The following is a 21,065-nucleotide window of genomic DNA, read 5'->3' on the forward strand; positions in this document are numbered from 1 at the left end:
CATTGACGAATGGCCATGAACGAAAGGACAACTCAGTGACGAAGTCTCGTCTGGAGCTCTTGCCCGCTGTCGACGTAGCCGGAGGTCAGGCCGTCCAGCTCGTGCAGGGCGTCGCCGGCACGGGCGGACAGTTCGGCGACCCGTGGGAGGCCGCCCAGGCCTGGCAGGACCAGGGGGCCGAGTGGATCCACCTCGTCGACCTGGACGCGGCGTTCGGCCGGGGCTCCAACCGTGAGCTGCTCGCTGAGATCGTCGGCCGGCTCGACATCAAGGTCGAGATGTCCGGCGGCATCCGTGACGAGGAGTCGCTCAAGGCAGCGCTGGCCACCGGCTGTCGCCGGGTCAATGTCGGCACCGCGGCTCTCGAGGACCCGGAGTGGACCCGGCAGGCGATCGCGACGTACGGCGACCAGGTCGCGGTAGGTCTCGACGTACGCGGTACGACCCTCGCCGCACGCGGATGGACGCGCGAGGGCGGTGATCTCTGGGAGACGCTCGAGCGTCTCGACGCCGAGGGGTGCAGCCGCTACGTCGTGACTGACGTCGCCAAGGACGGCATGCTGCAAGGCCCCAACGTCGGCCTCCTCAAGGACGTCTGCGCTCGCACCACCCGCCCGGTCGTGGCCTCCGGTGGCATCTCGACGATCGAGGACCTCGAAGCGTTGCGCGGCCTTGTCAGCGACGGTGTGGAAGGCGCGATCATCGGATCCGCGCTCTACCGTGGGGCTTTCACGTTGCCCGAGGCTCTTGACGCGGCCGGCTTGCCGTGACGGACAGCGACCCCGCCGCGGACTCGGCGGGTCAGGAGTGGTCGGGCCGGAGTCTCGGCAGCACGGGCTTCGACGACGACTCCGGATCAGCCGATCCCGCTCTGCTGACCGCGTTGGCCGACCCGACCGACGAGCAGGCTCTGATGCGAGCGGTCGGCGCAGCGCGCCTGATCGTGCCGATCGTCGCGGCGCCAGGTGAGGTCGATGAGTCAGGCCCGCTCGCTGTCGAGAAGTCGACCGACATGGCCGTCGTCACGCTGACCGCTCCTGACGGGCAGCGCGCGCTGCCGGTGTTCTCCGGGGTCGAGGCGCTGCTCGCGTGGGACAGCTCTGCACGGCCGTCGCCGGTCACGGCTGCTCGCGCCGCGCAGGCGGCAGTCTCCGAGCGGTGCGACGTGATGGTCCTCGACCTGGCCTCACCGAGGGTCACGACGCTCCGGCCGAGCATGGTGTGGTCCCTCGCGCAGGAGGCGAGCTGGTTGCCTGCCCATCTGGATCCCTTTGTGGCACAAGCCGTTTCGCGGGCCGTCGCCGATGAGGCCGACGTTGACTCCGTCGCTTGTGAGGATGGCGGCGAGGCCGGGCCAGGCGTTCTACGGATCGCGCTCACCGTCCGTCCGGGTCTGGCCACCGAGCAGCTGCAGGCCCTGGCCACCCGGATCGGCGAACGCATCGCCACTGACGGCGAGACCCGAGCGCGCATCGACGGTCTGGCGTTCTCGCTGCGCACCGCCCAGCCCTGACGCACAGGACCGCAGAAGGTTCGAGCGCCATGACGCTCGAACCTTCTGCTCCTGCCTGGTGGTGAGGACGCTCGCGTCAGCTGCCCTGGCGGACATGACGCATCAGCGCTTGTTGGCCTTCAGGGCGTCGAGCCGCTGTCGCATCTCATCGGCGCTGATCTCGCCGCGAGCGTAGAGGTCACGCACGGTGCCGGCCGCGTCGTAGCGACCGCCCCGCCAACGGCGTGAGGCGAAGAAGATGATCGTCCCGATGACGAGCAACGGGATGATCGGGAAGAACGGCCACGGCGGGCCGTCCCAGTGATCGTGGTAGTCGGTGGCCATCTGTGTGAGTGCTGTATTCATGTCATCCAGGCTCGCCGAGACAGGCGTTCAACACATCGGCTCGACGTTGAGATCGACGCTGCACACCCGTCGTACAACGCCCATTCGCAAATTGCCATTACGGCAACACAAGTTGCCCGGCGGTGCGAGTCGGGCGCACTCTCGTGAGCATGACGAACTCAGCGCAGTACGACGTCCTCGTGATCGGCGGCGGTGCCGCCGGCCTGTCCGCCGCTCTCACTCTCGGCCGCATGCGGCGATCGGCGCTGGTCGTGGACGCGGGGGAGCCCCGCAATGCCCCGGCGGCACACATGCAGGCGTTCCTCTCCCGTGACGGGCTGCCGCCGCGGGAGCTGCTCGAGATCGGGCGTCGTGAGGTGAAGAGCTACGGCGTCGAGATCGCCGATGATCGAGTCACCGAGATCGCCCAGGTGCCAGGCGGATTCGAGGCGCGTACGGCTTCCGGGCGGCAGGTGCGCGCCCGTCGAGTCGTCCTCGCGCTGGGTCTGCGCGACGTGCTGCCGGGCATCCTGGGACTGCAGGCACGATTCGGCAAGGACGTCGTGCACTGCCCGTACTGCCACGGCTGGGAGGTGCGGGACCAGCGCATCGGCGTCCTGGCGACCGGCCCGATGGCTGCGCACCAGGCACAGCTGTTCCGTCAGCTCTCCGGCGACGTCACGGTGCTGGTCAACGACATCGATATCCCGGCGGACGAGAAGGCTGGGCTACTCGCCCGCGGCATCGTGCTGCGCACCGGCCGTGTGGTGGAGGTGACCGTGGCCGACGACCGGCTGACCGGCGTACGGCTGGAGGGCGGCGAGCACGTGCCGTTCGACGCACTGGCTGTGGCGACTCGGATGGAGGTGCCGACCGACCTGGCCCATCAGCTGGGCGTCGACCTGACCGAGCTGCCCGGCATCGGCCGGCACGTCACGGTCGACGAGGTCGGGCGGTCCAGTGTCGAGGGCGTGTGGGCCGTCGGCAACACGGCTGACCTCAAGCTGCAGGTCATCAACGCCGCTGCCTCGGGCAATCTCTCCGGGGCCATGATCAACATGGATCTGATCCAGGAAGAGATCGCCGAAGCGCTCGTCCAACGAGCCGATCGCTGAGCGGGTGGGGCGCTCAGCGACACACGCCGGCGCCGATCAGCCGGGCGTCGATCTGAGCGGGGCTCCAGTCGGCATCCCGATGGATCGGACCCGAGTGGGCCGACAGTCGGGCGCCAGAGGCTCCGGATCGCAGCGCCAGGATCTCGGCGGCGATACTGACCGCGGTCTCGGCCGGCGTGCGGGCTCCGAGGTCCAGTCCCAAGGGGCTCGACAGGCGAGCGAGCTGACCCTCCGAGAGACCGGCCTCGCGCAACCGGTCCAGACGGTCAGTGTGGGTCAGTCGCGAGCCCATGGCACCGACGTACGCGACGTGCGGCAGTCGTAACGCCACCTCGAGCACGGGTACGTCGAACTTGGGATCGTGAGTCAGGACGCAGATGACGGTGCGGTCGTCCAGCCGACCGGCCTCGGACTCCTCCGCGAGGTAGCGGTGCGGCCACTTCGCCACGACCTCATCGGCGGCGGGAAAGCGCGACGGCGTAGCGAAGACCGGGCGGGCGTCACAGGCCGTGACGCGGTAGCCCATGAACGAACCCATACCGGCCAAGGCCGTCGCGAACTCGTTGGCGCCGAACACCAGCATCCGTGGCGCAGGCATGGCTGTCCACACGAAAACCCTTGTGGCGTCTCCCTGTTCGCCGTCCGGACCGAACGTGAGAGTGCCACTCGCGCCGTCGCGGAGCAGTCCATCAGCGGCCCGCGCCACTGCCTCGTCCAGACGGACCGAGCCGAGCCCGCCGACATCGAGGCCGGTGTCGGGACTCACGACGAGGCATCGGCCGACGCGTCCGGGTTCGCGGTCGGCGACCACGGTGGCGACCGCAACGGGTGTTCCGGCTGCCACCGCGTCCGCCACCTCGCCGAACCACGGCGCGGACTCGGCGTCGACATACTGCGTGAAGACCTCGATCGTGCCGCCGCAGGTGAGTCCTACGGCGAAGGCGTTGCTGTCGCTCACGCCGTAGTGCCGGAGCACGGGAGCACGGGAGCGCAGCACCTCCGTCGCCTGCTCATAGGCGTCGCCGTCCACACATCCGCCCGAGACCGATCCGAGGACGTCGCCGGCAGGCAGCACGACCATCGACGTACCGGCAGGCCGGGGCGCCGAGCTGGAGGTCGAGACGACCGTCGCCACCGCGACCGGCCGTCCCGCCCTCCAGTGCTCGGCCAGCTCAGGAAGAACGTCACGCATCTGAGCGCCCGGTCACATGTTCGCCGCGCCGGCCTTGATCGCCTCGCGGATCCGGACGTAGGTGCCGCACCGGCAGACGTTGCGGATCTCGTCCAGGTCGGCGTCGGAGATCTCGCGCCCCTCGGCCTTGGCCTGCTTCACCTTGGCGACGGCGGCCATGATCTGGCCGGGCTGGCAGTAGCCACACTGGGCGACGTCGGTCTCCAGCCAGGCCTGCTGCATCGGGTGCAGGTCACCGTCGGCGGTGTCGGCAAGGCCCTCGATCGTGGTGACCTCGTCCGTCGACTTGAGGTCGCCGACGCGCACCGAGCACGGGTTGAACGCCTTGCCGTTGACGTGCGAGGTGCACGCCTTGCACACGTTGATGCCGCAGCCGTACTTCGGGCCCGTCATCTTGAGGACGTCACGGAGAACCCACAGGACGCGTACGTCGTCGTCCACGTCGACCGAGACGCGCTTGCCGTTGAGGATGAAGGTCTGCTCAGTCATGGCTTCCTCAGAAGGTGTGGGCGAGGCCGTCGACCGGCGACTCGGGGACGGACGGGATGAACGGCTTGGGCTCGAACGAGAGCGTGTTGTGGTTGATCGGGAAGCGGGTCGGCACCTTGCCGGTCGCGCGGGCGTAGGCGCACGCGACCGCTGCGACCGAGGCGGGTACGCCCGCCTCACCTGCTCCGCCAGGCTGGTCGGTCTCCGGTGGCATGACCACGCACTCGAACTCCAGCGGCGTGTTCCACTGCCGCGTGTAGAAGTAGTTGTCCCAGCTGGCCTCGAGGAAGTGACCGTCCTTGAGGTGGGTGCTGTTGGTCAGCGCGAGACCGATGCCGTCCGACAGGCCACCCAGCATCTGTGCCTTCAGGCCAGCCGGGTTGACGACCAGGCCGGCATCGACCGCGATCACGGCCTTGGTCACCCGGGGGCCTGTGACGCCGTTGGGGACCTTGCGGTTGACCGTCGCAGGACGGCAGTCGATCTCGACGAGGCAGGCGGTCGCGCCCTTGTACTCACGGTGGATCGCGATGCCCTGTGCGGTCCCCGGCGCCATCGGGCGTCCCCACTTGCCGACCTCGGCGGCCTTCTGCAGCACGCGCTTGATCCGGGCGTCCTTCAAGAAGGCGAGCCGCATGGCCAGCGGGTCCTTGCCGAGCTTCTTGGCGAGCATGTCGATGACCAGCTCGTTGGCGCAGGCGACGTCGGGGGAGTAGATCGCCCGCATGCTGCCGGTGTTGAACCGCTGGTCGGTCTCGCTGAGCAGCTGGGTGACGACGCCGAAGTTGTAGGGCAGCTCCTGGGTGAGCGTGAAGATCGTCTCCGACAGCCCAAGGCCCACGGCACCGGGCGGCAGCTTGGCCGCGGTCGCGATGATCATCTCGCCGAACCCGTGACTGAAGTCGGTCGCGACGCTGGTGTGCCGCTGCTCGAACGTCAGCACCTGCCCGGCCAGATAGGTCGCCCGGATGCGTGAGGTCGCCATCGGGTGCATCCGACCCTGGCGGGGCTCGTCCGCGCGGTGCCACATCAGCTTGACCGGCTTGGCCATGGCCTTGGAGACCTTGGCCGCCTCGACCGCTGCGTCGTCGAACAGCTTGTGCCCGAACGAACCGCCGCCGGTCACCACGTTGACCGTGACGGAGGTCAGAGGCAGCCCGACGGCCTCGGCGACGTGGCCCTGCGCGACGATCGGCGCCTTGAGCCCGGCCCAGATCGTGGCCTTGTCCGGTCGTACGTCGGCGATCGCGCAGTTCGGCTCGAGCGCCGCACTGCTGCGGAACATGAACTCGAACGATGCCTCGACCTGACCAGCCAGGATGGGCACCTTGGGGACCACGAGCGGGAGCTCGGCCTTGCGCAGGTGCGCGAGCATGGACGCGTCGTCCTCGCCCTCGACCTTGCCGGAGCCCCAGTCGACATCGAGCGCGCGGATGGCGTCGATGCACTGGCCGAACGTCTCAGCTCGTACGGCGACCCCGGTGTCGATCATGGTCACGTCCGTGACGCCCGGCATCGCAAGCACGACCCGTAGGTTGCGGACGGCCTTGGGCGAGCCGTTCAGCCCGGGAGCGCGGCACAGCATCGTCGGCAACGCGCCTGGGATGTCCAGGTCGGTGACGAACTTCTTCTTGCCCGTCACGATGTCGCGCGCGTCGAGCCGCTTGACCGGCTTGCCGATCACGCTGAACTCCGACCTGGGCTTGAGCTCCACCTCGACCTTCTTCACGACCTTGCTGGCGGCTGCTTCGGCCAGCTCGCCGTAGGTCACCGACTTGCCGTTCGGCGCGGAGATGACACCGGCCTTCGACTTCAGCCGCGTGACGACCGAGCCGAGCTCGATGGCAGCGGCCTCGAGCAGTGCGCCCTTGGCGATCGCGGCGGCGACGCGGATCGGGGTGAACGTCGAGACCGTGGTGTTGGAGCCACCGGTGAGCTGGTTGAACAGCAGCTCCGGGCGGGCAGGTGCGAGCTTGACCGTGACCTTGCTGACGGGGAGGTCGAGCTCCTCGGCGATGATCATCGCGGTGGACGTCGTGATGCCCTGGCCGACCTCCATCCGTGGCAGCGAGAACTCAGCGGTGCCGTCCTTGTTGACCTCGATCTTGATGAGGTTGGCGGTCGCCAGCCCGGCGTCGACCTGAGCGTCCTCGAGGTCGTAGATCTCCGGGACCTGTGGGATCGAGGGCACGGCGGCGTACGCCGGCGTGCCGAGCCGCAGGTCGGCGGCCACGACAAGGGTGGCCCCGCCAAGGACGTAGCCGACAAAGCGACGGCGACTGAGGCCGGACTTCGACCCGTCGTCGGAGTGGTCAGAGGGAGGGCTGGTAGGCACGCTGGTCCTTCCGGTGTCTCACTCGCGGGCCGCCGGGGAGGGGTGGGCCGGCCGGTTCGCGGAGCGCAGATCAGGGGGTCGATGTGACGTAGCACACATCGCCCACCTTGGCACGCGGCGTCCCCGCATAGCGGAAAGCGATGCGCCGTAAACGTGTCCACGAGCTTCGGCGACCCAGGGACGCTGATTCTGGTCCGTCGAGTCGTGGAGGCTACGGCAGCCGAGCTGCTCGGAACGTCACGGTTGCTCCGGCCGGCAGGCGGTAGTCGAACCCGCCCCGATCTGTCCACCGGGTGCTGAACGCCACGGTGGCGGTGGTGGGGTTGTGCGCCACCAGCACCTGCGTACCGTCTCGGTTGACGAATGCCGAAGTCACGACGCCACCGGTCTCCTCCGTCGAGGAGATGTGCCACGCCCCGGGCCGGACGAATCTCGCGACCTGCCCCAGCTGGTCGCGGATCGGCGTCCAGCTCTCGCCCGTGTCGGTCACGGTGAGGAGTCCTCTGCAGCCCTGACACCCGCCCAGATGCGGGGTGCCGCCGGGACCGAGCGCAAGATTCCACAGCACCACACTTCGTGCCCAGTGCTGAGTGGAGCGGAGTGCGAGCTCGGCCGTGCTGTAGCGGATCAGGTCGCCCGAGGCCGTGTCCGAGGAGCACTCGGTCACGTGCTGCGGGAGGTCAGGATAGATCCGGTGCACGGCCGTCATGGTCGATGTGCCGGCCTCGTTGTTGTAGCAGTGCCAACCCACAGCGCCCACGAATGAACGATCGCCGGACAGCTCGTCCTTCGCCTCGGTGGCATTCGCCCAGTTGTGGTCATGAGCAACGATGACTGGGCGCAGGTTCGCTGCTTTGAGAGCGGGTGCGAGATACGACTTGGTGAATGTCGCGAGCTCACTGGCGGAATACGGCATACCGGGATAGTCGGCAGGGGCGAAGTACGGCTCGTTCTGCACGGTCACACCCCAGACTGGTACTCCGTGTGCCTTGAGGCCGCGAATCCATCTGACGAAGTAGTCGGCCCACGCGTTGTAGTACTCGGGCCGAAGGGAGCCGCCTTCCTGCCCGATCAGTGAGTGGTGTTCCTTCATCCAGGCAGGGGCACTCCAAGGAGTGGCCACGATGTGCATGCTCGGATTGATGGCCAGAGCGTCTTTGATGACGGGAATCAACCGACTCGTTTCGGCCGGGCTGAGCGCGAAGTAGTGCAAGGGGTCCTCGCGAGGGCCCTGGCGATCAGCGTCCGTCCAGTGATGGCTCTCGGCAGTGAAGTCTGACGATCCCATGGGGACGCGCATGACATTCAGCCCCAGACCTGTTCGCGTGTTGAACAGATGCTGCATCACCTGGGCGTAGTGCGTCGGGTTGCGCTTCTTCAGGCGAGTCAGCTGGTAGGCGGACGAGTCAGTGAAAGCCGCACCGAACCCCTCGATCGGCTGGCGGACATCGCGAGCGTCGAGGGTCACGGTGTGTTCACCCGAATGCGCCGGTCCGAACGGTATGGATGCGCGACGCGCAAGGCGATAGGCGCCGTCTGCGGTGCTGAGGGTGACCTCCACAGAGGTCGAGTCGAGATTACTGGTCGTGCCCGGAGCCGACTGCTCTGAGGGTGGAGACGCTGTCGTGACACTCAGGAGCACGAGAAAGGCCGTGGAAAGCGCGGGAACGTGACGACGTATCTGATTCAGCATGCGAGCCTCACGAGAGGGGCGGACGGCGTGCTGTGCTCACAGAGACGCTAACGAGGCATCGATCTGACGTAGTTATAGCGCAGGTCTAGTTCCCACAAATGGTTCTCGGACCCACAAGTCCGGGGCTTGTCCAACAGGAGCTGGACAAGCCCCGGACCGGGTGGGCCTAGAGATTGATCATGTGGCCGGCGATGCCTTCGACGGCTTCCTTCATGGCTTCGCTGAGAGTCGGGTGCGCGAAGACGTTGCGGGCGACCTCGTCAGCGGTCAGGTCCCACTGCTGAGCCAGCGTCAGAGCGGGCAGCAGCTCGGTCACCTCGGGGCCGATCAGGTGCGCGCCGACGATCTCGTTGTGCTTGGCGTCCGCGACGATCTTGACGAAGCCGACGCCCTCGCCCATACCGCGGGCCTTGCCGTTGGCCGAGAACGGGAACGACGCGACCTTGACGTCGTAGCCCTTCTCCTTGGCCTGCTCCTCGCTGTAGCCGAAGGAGGCGATCTGCGGCTGGCAGAACGTGGCTCGCGGAATCATGTCGAAGTTGATCTCGACCGTCTCCGCGCCGGCGATGGTCTCGGCCGCGACGACACCCATGGCCTCGGCCGTGTGCGCGAGCATCAGCTTGCCGGTGCAGTCGCCGATCGCGTAGACGCCCTCGACATTGGTGCGGCCGCGCTCGTCGACCGCGATCGCCTTGCGCTCGGTCAGCTGCACGCCGCTTGCCTCGAGGCCGTAGCCGTCGACGCGCGGCGCGAAGCCGAACGCGGCGAGGAAGCGATCGGCCTCCAGCACCTGCTCATCGCCGCCGGCAGCGGGTGTGACGGTGACGCGCACGCCGGAGCCGGTGTCCTCGACACTCTTGACCGCGGTCGACAGCAGAACCTTGACGCCGAGCTTCTTGTACTGCCGCTGCAGCTCCTTGGACACGTCGGCGTCCTCGGTGGGAACCATGCGGTCCAGGAACTCCACGATGGTGACGTCGACGTCGAAAGCCTTGAGCACGTACGCGAACTCGACGCCGATGGCACCGCTGCCGCCGATGATGATCGAGCTCGGCGGATTGGGGTCGAGGATCTGCTCCTCGTAGGTGACGACGTTCTTGGACAGGGTCACGCCCGGCACCAGACGTACGGTGGCGCCCGTCGCGATGATGATGTTGTCGCCGGTCACCGTCTGCGTCTCGCCGGCGTTGAGCTCGACCTGCAGGGTCTTGGCGTCGGTGAACGTCGCCCACCCGTCGATCTCAGCGATCTTGTTCTTCTTCATCAGGTAGTGCACACCCTTGGCGCTGGCGTCGGCCACGCCGCGGCTGCGCTGGTGCGTCGAGCCGAAGTCCATCGTCGCGTCGCCGCTGATCCCGAACTTCTTCTTCTCGTTCGTGATGATGTGCGACAGCTCGGCGTTGCGCAGCAGCGCCTTGGACGGGATGCATCCCACGTTGAGGCAGACACCGCCCCAGTACTTCTTCTCGATGACGGCCACGGTCTTGCCCAGCTGCGCCGCGCGGATCGCCGCGACATAGCCACCAGGACCGGCTCCCAGGACAACAACATCAAAGTGATCAGCCACGTCGCTGAGCCTATCTCCGGCCTTCTTGCCGTACGACGGCGAGCCCGGCTCCTGGCCAGCCACTCACCCTCGGTCGAGCGTGCGGCACCGTGCCTGTGACCGCAGGCGCGATGGCCTACGGTCGGTCCATGGGGGTTCTCCACCGATCGGCCGCAGCATCATGAGCTTCGACGAGCCAAGAGTCTTCGGTCAGTGGGTGACCTGGGAGCACGCCGCTGAGGGACTGTCCGGACGTCTAGACGAGTCAGCAATGGCCGGTCTGCACGACGCGTATCGGTACGCCGCCTCGCGCCACGAAGGACAACGCCGCCCGGCCGGCGAGCCGTACGTAAGACACCTGCTCGAAGTCGTGGAGATCATGGCGACTGCGCTTGATGTCACCGACGCCGACATGCTGGAGGCAGGGCTGCTCCACGACGTCGTCGAGGACACGGACGGCACCAGTGCCGAGATCACGGAGCGGTTCGGCGGACGTACGGCTGACCTCGTCGCCCACGTGACGATGCCCGAGATCCTTCCGGGACAGGACAAGCGGCTGGTCCGGCTGGCGTACCTCGATGGTCTGCGCGACGCCCGGCCCGACGTGCTGCGGCTGAAGCTGTCCGATCGCTACAGCAACGTCCAGCGCCTGCACACTCACCCGCGTGCGGAGAAGCAGCGGTCCTACTACGCCGAGACTCTTGAGCACTTCGTGCCGCTGGCGAAGGTCGATGACCGGCTGGCCGAGCTGTTCGCGGTGTGGGCCGAGGCGTACGACTACCTCACGGCGCCTGTCGACACCATCAGCGCAGCGACGAAGCTGGCGGCCGCCGTCCACCGCGAACAGGTCGACAAGAGCGGGGCGCCATATGTGGAGCACGCCTATGCCACAGCACGAATTGCCTTGGAAGACGGAGCTTCTGAGCATCAGCAGATGGCCGGACTCCTCCACGATGCGGTCGAAGACACGCCCTGCACTCTTGAGCAGTTGCGCGATCTCGGCGTTCCGGAGCCTGTGGTTGTGATGGTGGACGCGCTCACTCGACGTGACGGCGAGTCACACCCTGAGTACCTCGCCCGGCTGATCGAGACACCCGAAGCGGTGCCGGTCAAGCGTGCCGACATCCAGCACAACCAGAGCCCGGATCGCCTGGCCCGGCTCGACAGCGCCACTCAGGACCGGCTGCGCGGCAAGTACGAGGCGGCGCTCGCGGCCCTGTCGCGGAGCTAGCGGCGGGGTCTACGTCGTGGGTGGCTCCGCCAGGAGGGCGCGGGCCAGGCCGCTGTCGGCCACCAGGCTGTTGATGATGCCGGCGCCCACTGCGGCGCGCACGACGACCGCGCGCGCCTCACCGGTCACGAGCCCCACGACATGCGGAATCGCCTCGAGCTGCTCGGCAGTCACACTGATGAGGCGTCCGGTGAGCTCGCTGACGATGGGCTTGCCGTCGGCGTCGATGAACGCGCCGGAGATCTCTCCGACTGCTCCGGCTTTGGCCTGAGCACGAGCATCGGCGGGGGCGACGAGGTCGTACAGCGTGGACTCTCCCGGGCGCCACGCGCCGATGCCGACCACCGCGACGGTGACCTCCGGGAGGTGGGCGAACGTCTCGGCAACACTCGGCTGACGGCGCAGCATCTGCGCACTCTCGACATCGGTGGCGACTAGCGGCGCATAGAAGTGGTGTGCCTCGCCACCGCTCAGGCGAGCGGCCTCCCGTACGACGTCAACGGGAGTCGCGGTCGCGTCCGTGACGGTCAGCGCACCGCTGAGCTGCACCACGGGCACCTTGGGGAGCGCCTTCAGCGCCGTCACCATCGCCGAGACGGTGCGCGACCACGGCAGACCGAGCACGTCGTCCTCGGTGAGGATCTCGCCGAGGAGAGCGGCGGCCGTACGCCCGATCTCGGCACGCAGGTGCGCGACGGCCTGGTCGTCGTCGGAGAACGCGGGCACATCGACGACCACGGCGCGGCGTAGACCCAGCCGCTGCCGCAGCTGCGCAGACAGGGCGGCATCGACTCCGGCCTCGGGCGCGATGTCGATGCGGACCACGCCTCGTTCGCGCGCCTCGATGAGCAACCGCGCGACCTTGAAGCGGCTGATACCCAGCTCGTCGCCGATCTGCACCTTGGAGCGGTCCTCCAGGTAGTAGCGGCGCGCGACGGTGGCCAGCAGCATCCGATCGTCAGGGGAGTCCGGCGGGATCACGTGCTACCTCGCATCTGATCGGTCGAAGTCGTGCGTTGGCGGATGTGATCTGCCACACTACACTCATATGTGCACCATAGCGCTCATATGAGCGCGACGCCAGCACGGGCAAGGAGGCCACATGCACAGGCGAACCCGGAGGATGACGGCGGTGGGATCGGCGGCGCTGCTGGTGAGCAGCGTGTCGGCCTGCGCCGGCTGGGGCGGAGGAGTCGGCGGTGGTGGTGGCGACACCATCAACGTGCTGATGGTCAACAACCCCCAGATGATCGATCTGCAAAAGCTGGCTCCGGAGTTCACCAAGGAGACGGGCATCAAGGTCAACTTCACGGTGCTCCCGGAGAACGACCTCCGCGACAAGGCCAGCCAGGAGTTCTCGAGCCAGGCCGGCCAGTACGACGTCGCGACCTTGAGCAACTTCGAGATCCCGATCTACGCCAAGAGCCGCTGGGTCGCTCCGCTGGACAGCTACATCGCCAAGGACCCGGGGTTCGACCAGGCCGACATCCTCAAGCCGATGACGACGGCACTGACTGCGGGGGGCAAGGTCTACGGCGAGCCGTTCTACGGTGAGTCCTCGTTCCTCATGTACCGCAAGGACGTCTTGGCCTCCAAGGGCATCACGATGCCGGCCAACCCGACCTGGCAGCAGGTCGCCGACATCGCGGCCAAGGTCGACAACCCCCGGATGGCCGGCATCTGCCTGCGCGGTCAACCGGGCTGGGGCCAGCTGTTCGCGCCCCTGACGACGGTGATCAACACGTTCGGCGGCACCTGGTTCGACAAGGACTGGAACGCCAAGGTGGACTCACCCGAGTTCACCCAGGCGACGTCGTTCTACGTCAACCTGGTGCGCAAGTACGGCGAGAAGGGCGCACCGCAGGCGGGCTTCACCGAGTGCCTCAACAACCTCACGCAGGGCAGTGTCGCGATGTGGTACGACGCAACGTCGGCGGCGGGATCGCTCGAGGCTGACGGGTCGCCGGTCAAGGGCAAGATCGGCTACGCGCCGGCGCCGGTGGTCAAGACCAAGAGCTCGGGCTGGCTCTACACCTGGTCCTGGGCCATCGAGCAGGCGAGCACCAAGAAGGACAACGCCTGGAAGTTCGTGTCGTGGGCCAGCAGCAAGAAGTACGAGAACCTCGTCGGCACTCGCATCGGCTGGTCGAGCGTCCCGGCAGGCAAGCGCGCCTCGACCTACACCAACCCGCAGTACCTCAAGTCCGCGGGCGCGTTCGCGGCGCAGACCAAGGCCTCGATCCAGTCCGCTGACCCGGTCAACCCCGGCGTCCAGCCGCGACCGGCAGCCGGCATTCAGTTCGTCGATATCCCGGAGTTCCCCGACCTCGGCACCCAGGTCAGCCAGGAGGTCAGCTCGGCGATCGCTGGCAAGACCAGTGTTCACAACGCTCTCGACCTGGGGCAGCAGCTCGCCGATGACGTGGCGAAGCAGTATCAGAAACGGGAGGGGAAATGAGTTCTGTTGTTGCTCAATGCAATTCGGCGATGAACAAGGCGGGAGCCTGGGCCAGGCGAGCACCGCTGCTGCCAGCGCTGATCTTCATGATCATCGTCACGCAGCTGCCGTTCCTCGTGACCCTGGTGGTCTCGTTCATGAACTGGAACGCGTACTACCCCGATGACCGTGGGTTCGCAGGCGTCGACAACTTCGTCAGCGTGCTGACTGATGTCAATGCTCGCAAGGCGATCTTCGTGACGGTCCTGCTCACCGTCGGTGTCGTGCTGATCTCGCTCATCGTCGGGCTCTGCATCGCGCTCCTGCTGGACCGCAAGTTCCGCGGCCGCGGGGTGGCCCGCACCTTGATGATCACCCCATTCCTCGTCGTCCCGGTCGCCGCGGCGCTGATGTGGAAGCACGCGCTGTTCAACCCGGAGTACGGCCTGCTCAACGGGATGCTGAAGATGGTGTTCGGAGACAACGCTCCGCAACGCGACTGGATCACCGACAACCCGCTGATCTCCATCGTTGTCGCTCTGGTCTGGCAGTGGACGCCGTTCATGATGCTGATCCTGCTGGCGGGCCTGCAGAGCAGGCCCATGGACGTCGTCGAGGCGGCGCGCATCGATGGCGCCTCACCGTGGCAGATCTTCCGCAGCATGACCTTGCCCCACCTGCGCCCCTACATCGAGCTGTCGGGTCTGCTCGGCGCGATCTATGTCGTGCAGAACTTCGATGCGGTCTTCACCATCACCTCGGGCGGGCTCGGGACGGCCAACCTGCCCTACTTCATCTATCAGACCTTCTACACCGCTCACGACTACGGTCGAGCGTCCGCAGCGGGCGTCGTCGTGGTGATCGGCACGATCATCATCGCGACCTTCGCACTGCGTACGGCGTTCAGCCTCTTTCAGGAGGACTCGCGATGACGTCTACCACCGTCAAGAAGGCGGCCACCAGACCGCCGCTGGAGATCCGGCACGCCAAGCCCAAGAGGTCAGGTGTCCTGCTGACCGGGCTCGCGTGGTTCATCAGTGTGATGTTCGTGCTGCCCGTGGTCTGGATGGTTCTGACGTCGTTGCACACCGAGCAGGACGCCGCCGCCAACCCGCCCAAGCTGGGTGCGCCGATCAGCCTTGACGGCTACCGGTCCTTCTTCGACTCCGGACCCTGGCCGCCGATTGCGAACTCGCTGACGGCGAGCATCGTGTCGACGTTCCTGGTCCTGGTGCTGGCCCTGCCGGCGGCGTACGCGCTGTCGATCAAGCCGGTGAAGAAGTGGAGCGACGTGATGTTCTTCTTCCTCTCCACGAAGTTCCTACCGGTGGTCGCGGGGCTGCTGCCGGTCTACCTGTTCGCCCAGAAGGTCAACCTGCTGGACAACATCTGGTTGCTGATCATCTTGTACACCTCGATGAACCTGCCGATCGCGGTCTGGATGCTGCGCTCGTTCCTGTCCGAGGTGCCGGTCGAGATGCTCGAGGCCGCGCAGGTCGACGGTGCCGGTCTGGTGCGGACGCTGAAGGAGATCGTGGCGCCCGTCGTCATGCCTGGCATCGCGTCGGCAGCGCTGATCTGTTTCATCTTCTCCTGGAACGAGCTGCTCTTCGCCCGTGTCCTCACCGGCACCCGGGCCGAGACAGCACCGGTGTTCCTCACCGGGTTCGTCACGAGCCAGGGCCTGTTCCTGGCCAAGGTGTGTGCGGCATCGTTGGTGGTGTCACTACCGGTGCTCGCGGCCGGGTTCGCCGCGCAGGACAAGCTGGTCCAAGGTCTGTCGATGGGAGCCGTCAAGTGAGCCGTACGCCGATCTCGTTGTCTCCCAGCACGATCGGCGAGTTGGATACGCGAGTCCAGCGACCGTCGTACGACCGCTCCCGCGTGACGCCGGGCATCGTGCACTTCGGGGTGGGCGGCTTCCATCGCGCCCATCAGGCGATGTACCTCGACGCGCTGATGAACGACGGCAAGGCGCTGGACTGGGGCATCGTCGGCGTCGGGGTGCTGCCGCAGGACAGCCGGATCGTCGACGCGCTCACGGCGCAGGGCGGGCTCTACACCCTGGTCCTGAAGCATCCCGATGGACGCCTCGAACCGCGCGTCATCGGCTCGATCGTCGGGATGCTCCTGGCACCCGAGGACCCGGAGGCAGTGCTGGAGCGGATGACCAACCCGGGCACCCGCATCGTCTCTCTGACGATCACCGAAGGCAGCTATCTGATCAATCAGGCGACGGGGGAGTTCGACGGCGAGCACCCCTCGATCCAGGCCGACCTCGCTGAGAACGCAGTGCCCGCAACGGCGTTCGGCTTCATCATCGAGGCGCTGCGTCGGCGGCGTGAGGCTGGCACGCCGCCCTTCACGGTGATGTCCTGCGACAACCTCCCGGGCAACGGTGATGTGGCGCGCAAGACGCTGACGGCGTTCGCGCGGCTGAAGGATCCTGCGCTCGCGGACTGGATGGAGGCCGACGTGGCCTTTCCCAACGGGATGGTCGACCGGATCACCCCGGTCACGGCTGCCGAGGACACGCAGCGGCTGGCCGAGGAGTTCGGCGTCGAGGATGCATGGCCAGTGGTCTGCGAGCCCTTCACCCAGTGGGTGCTGGAGGACGAGTTCCCGCAGGGGCGGCCGCCGTACGAGGACGCGGGCGTGCAGCTCGTCGACGACGTCGTGCCTTATGAGCTGATGAAGCTGCGGCTGCTCAACTCCAGCCATCAGGCCCTGTGCTACCTCGGCTACCTGTCCGGCTACCGCTACGCCCACGAGGTCTGCCAGGACCCGCTCTACGTGGAGTTCCTGCTGGGCTACATGCGCGACGAGGGCCGACCCACCCTGCCGGACGTACCCGGTGTCGACCTCGATGACTACAGCCGCACGCTGATCGAGCGATTCGCCAACCCCGAGGTGCGGGACACGCTCGCTCGGCTGTGTGCGGAGAGCTCGGACCGCATCCCGAAGTGGCTGGTCCCGGTCATCCGCGACAACTTGAAGGCAGGTGGCCAGGTGGATCGCTCGGCGCTGGTGGTCGCAGCCTGGGCGCGCTATGCCGAGGGCCTCGATGAGGCAGGCGAGCCGATCGAGATCGTGGACCACCGCAAGGACGCGGTCATGGCAGCCGCAGCGGATCAGGCCGAGGACCCGCTGGCGTTCCTGCGTGACACGACACTCTTCGGTGACCTCGCAGATCAGGAGGCCTTCACCAAGCCCTACCTCGCAGCGCTGAAGTCGTTGCACGACAACGGTGCTCGCGCAACGACAGAGGCGCTCGTCGAACGACTGCGCACCTGACATGCGGGTCAGTGTGCTGGCGCGCGCCGGCGTCGTGGAGCTGATCGAGCGCGATCGTCCCACTCCCGCGCAGGACGAGGTCCTGGTGCGCGTCGTCGCCGTCGGAGTGTGCGGCTCGGACACCCACTACTTCGATCACGGCCGTATCGGACACTTCGTCGTCGAGAGTCCACTCGTCCTCGGCCACGAGGCGGCGGGTGTCATCGAGGAGGTTGGCGCAGAGGTCGATCCGAGCCGGGTGGGCCAACGGGTCAGCATCGAACCCGGCGTGCCTTGTCGACGCTGTCGCCTGTGCCTGTCCGGTCACTACAACCTGTGCGCGGACATGGTCTTCTATGCGACGCCACCGGTGGATGGAGCCCTTGCCGAGTACGTCACGATCCACGAGGCCTTCGCACACCCGGTCCCGGACGTGCTGTCCGACGACGCGGCCGCGCTTCTCGAGCCGCTCTCCGTCGCACTGTGGGCTGCTCAGCGTGCCGGCATCCGCGCGGGCTCGCGGGTGCTGGTCACCGGGTGCGGACCGATCGGCCTGATCGCGGTGCAGACTGCGCGGGCGTTCGGCGCGACGGACGTCATCGCCAGCGACGTCAACGCACACCGACTCGCGCTCGCCCGCGAGATGGGTGCCACGCAGGCTCTCGACACCTCGGCACAGGTCCTTTCAGAGGTAGGCGTGGAGGCGGACGTGCTGCTGGAGTGCTCGGGACACCCAGCAGCGACGTTGGACGCCCTACGGGTGCTCGCCCCTGCCGGACGAGCGGTTCTGGTCGGCACCGGCAGTCACGACCTTGCCATCCCGCTGCAGCTGGTGCAGGAGAAGGAGCTCGAGCTGACCGGCACGTTTCGTTATGCCGGCACCTGGCCGGTGGCGATCAACCTGGTAGCCACCGGAGCCGTCGACCTCGATCGACTGGTCACGGCACACTTCGCTCTCGCTGAGAGCAGCTCGGCGCTCACGGCCGGTCGTGACGATCCGCACGCCGTCAAGTCCGTCATCCGACCTCAGGAGTAGCCGACGATGTCCACGATGCAGGGTGTTGTGCTGCCTGGAGACAGCACCGTCGAGCACGTCACGGTGCCTGTCCCCGAGCCAGGGCCGGGCCAGGTGCTGCTGCGGGTCCGCGCATCATCGATCTGCGGCAGCGACATCCGCGCGATCTACCGAGAGCATCTCGGTCACGGCGCCGAGGCTTATCAAGGTGTCATCGCCGGGCACGAGCCCTGCGGTGAGGTCGTCGGGCTCGGCGCGGGTTCGCGACGACTGGTCGAGGGCGACCGCGTCGTGGTCTATCACATCGCGGGTTGCGGCATGTGCGACGAGTGTCGGCGCGGCTACGAGGTCGGCTGCCACTCACCCCATCGGGCGGCCCACGGTTGGCAGCGCGATGGTGGGCACGCGGAATTCCTTCTGGCAGAGGAGCGTTCGTGCATCCTGCTGCCCGAGCCGCTCACCTTCGTCGACGGTGCTCTGGTCTCGTGCGGCTTCGGGACGGCGTACGAAGGACTCCGGCGAGCCGACGTGAGCGGCCGGGACCGGCTGCTGGTGACCGGGCTCGGTCCGGTGGGCCTGGCTGCTTGCATGCTCGGTCGCGCGATGGGTGCGACCGAGGTCATCGGCATGGACGTCGTGCCCGAACGGGTCGAGCTCGCGCGCCGGCTCGGACTCGTCGACGGTGCGGTCACCTCGTCAGATGACCTCGTGCGCGTCGTCCGCGAATGCACTGGGGATGGGGTGGAAGTCGCCATCGACTGCAGCGGCAACCCACAGGCCCGCGAGCTGGCACTTCGGAGCACGCGCCCGTGGGGTCGTACGGTCTTCGTCGGCGAGGGCGGCGACGTCACCTTCGCGGTCTCGGACCTGTTGATCCACAAGCAGATTCAGCTGCACGGCTCATGGGTCACCTCGGTGCTACACATGGAGGAGCTGCTGGCCGAGCTGGTGCGGTGGGAGCTGCATCCGGACGTGATCGTGACTGACATCCTGCCTTTGTCCCAGGCCGCCCGTGCCTATGAGCTGGCGGACGGCGGTCGCACAGGCAAGGTCTGCCTCGTGACGAACGCGCCTGAGAAGTCGGGGTAGACAATGGCTCCCATGGAGCGACGTCTCGTAGCCGGGGTGGACTCGTCCACCCAGTCCTGCAAGGTCGTGGTCTGCGACGCCGACACCGGAGAGGTGGTCCGCGAGGGCCGAGCCTCGCACCCAGACGGCTCCGAGGTCAGCGCCACCCACTGGTGGCGCGCGTACGAGAAGGCGACGTCCGGCGGACTCCTCGAGGGCGTCGCAGCGCTTGCGGTCGGCGGTCAGCAGCACGGCATGGTCACGCTCGACGAGCGCGGCAAGCTCGTCCGAGATGCGTTGCTGTGGAACGACACTCGCTCGTCGGGCGCGGCGGAGGACCTGGTGCGTGAGCTCGGTGGTGCGCTGGCGTGGGTTGACGCCGTCGACTGCGTGCCGGTCGCGAGCTTCACGGTGACCAAGCTGCGCTGGCTGGCCGAGCATGAGCCAGACAACGCGCGTCGCACACATCGAGTGGTTCTGCCGCACGACTGGCTCACGGGCCAGATCTTGCAGAGCCGGGGTGGGTTCCACGACTGGACGACGGATCGAGGCGACGCGTCCGGGACGTGCTACTGGTCTGCCACTACCGGTGACTACCGCCACGACCTGGTGGAGCTGGCCTTCGGCAGACAGCTCGAGCTCCCGAGGGTGCTCGGTCCGGCGGAGGTCGCGGGGCGTACACACGATGGGGCTGTCGTCGCCGCAGGCACCGGCGACAACATGGGAGCCGCGCTCGGTCTCGGTCTCCGGACCGGCGATGTCGCAGTGTCCCTCGGAACCAGCGGCACGGTGTTCGCCGAGCACGACGCACCCATCGGTGATGGCAACGGCTATGTCGCCGGATTCGCCAGTGCGACCGGGGGCCACCTGCCACTGGCCTGCACGCTCAACGCGGCCCGTGTGCTGACGGCTGGCGCGAGCATGCTCGGCACCGACCTCGCAGGGCTGGACCGATTGGCATTGGAGGCCGACCCGGGAGCCGGGGGTCTCACTCTGCTGCCCTATCTCGATGGCGAGCGCACCCCCAACCTGCCCGAGTCCACCGGCAACCTGAGCGGCCTGACAAGGAGCAACGCGACGCCCGCTAACCTCGCGCGCGCCTGTGTGGAGGGCATGCTGTGCAACCTGGCCGCCGGCGTTGATGCGTTGCGAGACAAAGGGATTCGAGTCAATCGCGTTCTCCTGATCGGCGGCGCCTCCGCGTCGGCAGCAGTTCGGCGCGTGGCGCCCCAGGTCTTCGGCGTACCAGTCGTCCTGCCTGCCCCGGGGGAGTACGTCGGCCTGGGCGCCGCGCGCCAGGCGGCTTGGGCTCTCGGTGGCACCGACGAGCCGCCCCAGTGGGACGTCGCGCGTGGCCTCGAGCTCGAGCCCCCTGTTGGGGCCGCACTGGAGGCCGCCCGGGAGGTCCGCGGCCGTTATGACGCTTGGCAGCAGCAGGTCTACCCGACCGGCGCTGCGGGCTGACCTACTCCATCGTGGGGAGCGCGGATCGTCCGGACGGCGACCACGGCACCAGGCGTGATCGGTCCGTAGATGTGTGGGAACTCCTCACCCGTCTCAGGGTTGCCCACCTCGCGGATCACCTGGTGCGACAGCAGATCCGGGTCGATCTCGAGCAGGAGGAGGTCGCCCGCGACATCGGCGTAGAAGCTCCGACGGACGACCGGCCACTGGTGCTCGTCGGAGGCATGGATGAAGCCCTCGTCCTCCAACGAACGACCCCGGGTCGAGATCCGGTACGCACCGGACCTCTGGGCCGCCGCCCAGTCGGCCGGCTCAGCAAGGTGGTAGATACGCGACATGGCCCCGAACCTACGGCTGGTGCCGTGGTCGG

General features: G+C 67.5%; 19 protein-coding genes. 11 read left to right on the top strand and 8 right to left on the bottom strand.

Going from position 1 to position 21,065, the window contains the following annotated elements; all coding sequences use genetic code 11:
* Positions 1–35: 35 nt before the first annotated feature.
* Together priA and VV02_RS13450 are read left to right on the top strand one after the other, a co-directional pair.
* Positions 36–770: a bifunctional 1-(5-phosphoribosyl)-5-((5-phosphoribosylamino)methylideneamino)imidazole-4-carboxamide isomerase/phosphoribosylanthranilate isomerase PriA gene (gene priA / locus VV02_RS13445; RefSeq protein ID WP_052592183.1), complete on the top strand. Its 735-nt coding sequence runs from the start codon at positions 36–38 to the stop codon at positions 768–770.
* Positions 767–1,513, top strand: a complete 747-nt coding sequence (locus tag VV02_RS13450; protein WP_052592186.1) for an SseB family protein — start codon at positions 767–769, stop codon at positions 1,511–1,513. Before priA ends, VV02_RS13450 begins: the two co-directional genes overlap by 4 nt.
* Positions 1,514–1,615: 102 nt before the next feature.
* On the opposite strand, the gene VV02_RS13455 is transcribed toward VV02_RS13450, so the two are convergent.
* Positions 1,616–1,858: an SHOCT domain-containing protein gene (locus VV02_RS13455; RefSeq protein ID WP_157063404.1), complete on the bottom strand. Its 243-nt coding sequence runs from the start codon at positions 1,856–1,858 to the stop codon at positions 1,616–1,618.
* A 149-nt stretch (positions 1,859–2,007) separates the two neighbouring features.
* Here VV02_RS13455 and VV02_RS13460 point away from each other — a divergent pair, with 149 nt between their 5' ends.
* Positions 2,008–2,952 carry an NAD(P)/FAD-dependent oxidoreductase gene (locus tag VV02_RS13460; protein WP_052592190.1) on the top strand — a complete coding sequence of 315 codons (945 nt, stop codon included), beginning with the start codon at positions 2,008–2,010 and terminating at the stop codon, positions 2,950–2,952.
* Between the two features lie 13 nt (positions 2,953–2,965).
* Here the strand turns inward: VV02_RS13460 and VV02_RS13465 are convergent, their stop codons facing one another.
* The 5 genes from VV02_RS13465 to lpdA form a co-directional block, all read right to left on the bottom strand.
* Positions 2,966–4,144, bottom strand: coding sequence for an XdhC family protein (locus tag VV02_RS13465; protein WP_052592192.1), 1,179 nt, complete (start codon positions 4,142–4,144; stop codon positions 2,966–2,968).
* A gap of 12 nt (positions 4,145–4,156) precedes the next feature.
* Entirely contained in the window at positions 4,157–4,633 is a 477-nt protein-coding gene (locus VV02_RS13470) for a (2Fe-2S)-binding protein (RefSeq protein WP_052592194.1), read from the bottom strand.
* A 7-nt stretch (positions 4,634–4,640) separates the two neighbouring features.
* Positions 4,641–6,968, bottom strand: a complete 2,328-nt coding sequence (locus tag VV02_RS13475; RefSeq protein WP_052592195.1) for a molybdopterin cofactor-binding domain-containing protein — start codon at positions 6,966–6,968, stop codon at positions 4,641–4,643.
* Between the two features lie 211 nt (positions 6,969–7,179).
* Entirely contained in the window at positions 7,180–8,436 is a 1,257-nt protein-coding gene (locus VV02_RS13480) for a glycoside hydrolase family 30 protein (RefSeq protein WP_169787688.1), read from the bottom strand.
* 391 nt (positions 8,437–8,827) lie between these two features.
* Entirely contained in the window at positions 8,828–10,228 is a 1,401-nt protein-coding gene (gene lpdA, locus VV02_RS13485; RefSeq protein WP_052596981.1) for a dihydrolipoyl dehydrogenase, read from the bottom strand.
* Positions 10,229–10,388: 160 nt separating this feature from the next.
* Between lpdA and VV02_RS13490 the strand changes: the two genes are divergently transcribed.
* Positions 10,389–11,438 carry an HD domain-containing protein gene (locus tag VV02_RS13490; protein WP_083450147.1) on the top strand — a complete coding sequence of 350 codons (1,050 nt, stop codon included), beginning with the start codon at positions 10,389–10,391 and terminating at the stop codon, positions 11,436–11,438.
* Between the two features lie 9 nt (positions 11,439–11,447).
* Here the strand turns inward: VV02_RS13490 and VV02_RS13495 are convergent, their stop codons facing one another.
* Complete coding sequence (locus tag VV02_RS13495; protein WP_052592202.1) at positions 11,448–12,419, bottom strand: sugar-binding transcriptional regulator; 972 nt, start codon at positions 12,417–12,419, stop codon at positions 11,448–11,450.
* 121 nt (positions 12,420–12,540) lie between these two features.
* Here VV02_RS13495 and VV02_RS13500 point away from each other — a divergent pair, with 121 nt between their 5' ends.
* From VV02_RS13500 to xylB, 7 genes are read left to right on the top strand one after another with little or no spacing between them, the layout of a single operon-like run.
* Positions 12,541–13,896: an ABC transporter substrate-binding protein gene (locus VV02_RS13500; RefSeq protein WP_052592204.1), complete on the top strand. Its 1,356-nt coding sequence runs from the start codon at positions 12,541–12,543 to the stop codon at positions 13,894–13,896.
* A 29-nt stretch (positions 13,897–13,925) separates the two neighbouring features.
* Positions 13,926–14,807, top strand: coding sequence for a carbohydrate ABC transporter permease (locus VV02_RS13505; RefSeq protein WP_245633071.1), 882 nt, complete (start codon positions 13,926–13,928; stop codon positions 14,805–14,807).
* Positions 14,804–15,676, top strand: a complete 873-nt coding sequence (locus VV02_RS13510) for a carbohydrate ABC transporter permease (RefSeq protein ID WP_052592207.1) — start codon at positions 14,804–14,806, stop codon at positions 15,674–15,676. The genes VV02_RS13505 and VV02_RS13510 overlap by 4 nt, the downstream gene beginning before the upstream one ends.
* 41 nt (positions 15,677–15,717) lie before the next feature.
* A complete protein-coding gene (locus VV02_RS13515) occupies positions 15,718–17,169 on the top strand; it encodes a mannitol dehydrogenase family protein (protein ID WP_245633072.1) in 1,452 nt (483 codons plus the stop codon).
* A gap of 1 nt (position 17,170) precedes the next feature.
* Positions 17,171–18,184, top strand: coding sequence for an NAD(P)-dependent alcohol dehydrogenase (locus tag VV02_RS13520; protein WP_052592209.1), 1,014 nt, complete (start codon positions 17,171–17,173; stop codon positions 18,182–18,184).
* Between the two features lie 6 nt (positions 18,185–18,190).
* Positions 18,191–19,252 (top strand): zinc-dependent alcohol dehydrogenase family protein, encoded by a 1,062-nt coding sequence (locus VV02_RS13525; RefSeq protein WP_052592211.1) that lies wholly within the window; start codon positions 18,191–18,193, stop codon positions 19,250–19,252.
* A 12-nt stretch (positions 19,253–19,264) separates the two neighbouring features.
* Positions 19,265–20,695 (top strand): xylulokinase, encoded by a 1,431-nt coding sequence (gene xylB / locus VV02_RS13530; protein ID WP_052592214.1) that lies wholly within the window; start codon positions 19,265–19,267, stop codon positions 20,693–20,695.
* Here the strand turns inward: xylB and VV02_RS13535 are convergent.
* Positions 20,671–21,033 carry a DUF952 domain-containing protein gene (locus tag VV02_RS13535; protein ID WP_052592216.1) on the bottom strand — a complete coding sequence of 121 codons (363 nt, stop codon included), beginning with the start codon at positions 21,031–21,033 and terminating at the stop codon, positions 20,671–20,673. The two genes, xylB and VV02_RS13535, sit on opposite strands and share 25 nt — an antisense overlap.
* Positions 21,034–21,065: the final 32 nt, after the last annotated feature.

Origin of the sequence: Luteipulveratus mongoliensis, assembly GCF_001190945.1 — a bacterium.
Taxonomy (GTDB): Bacteria; Actinomycetota; Actinomycetes; order Actinomycetales; family Dermatophilaceae; genus Luteipulveratus; species Luteipulveratus mongoliensis.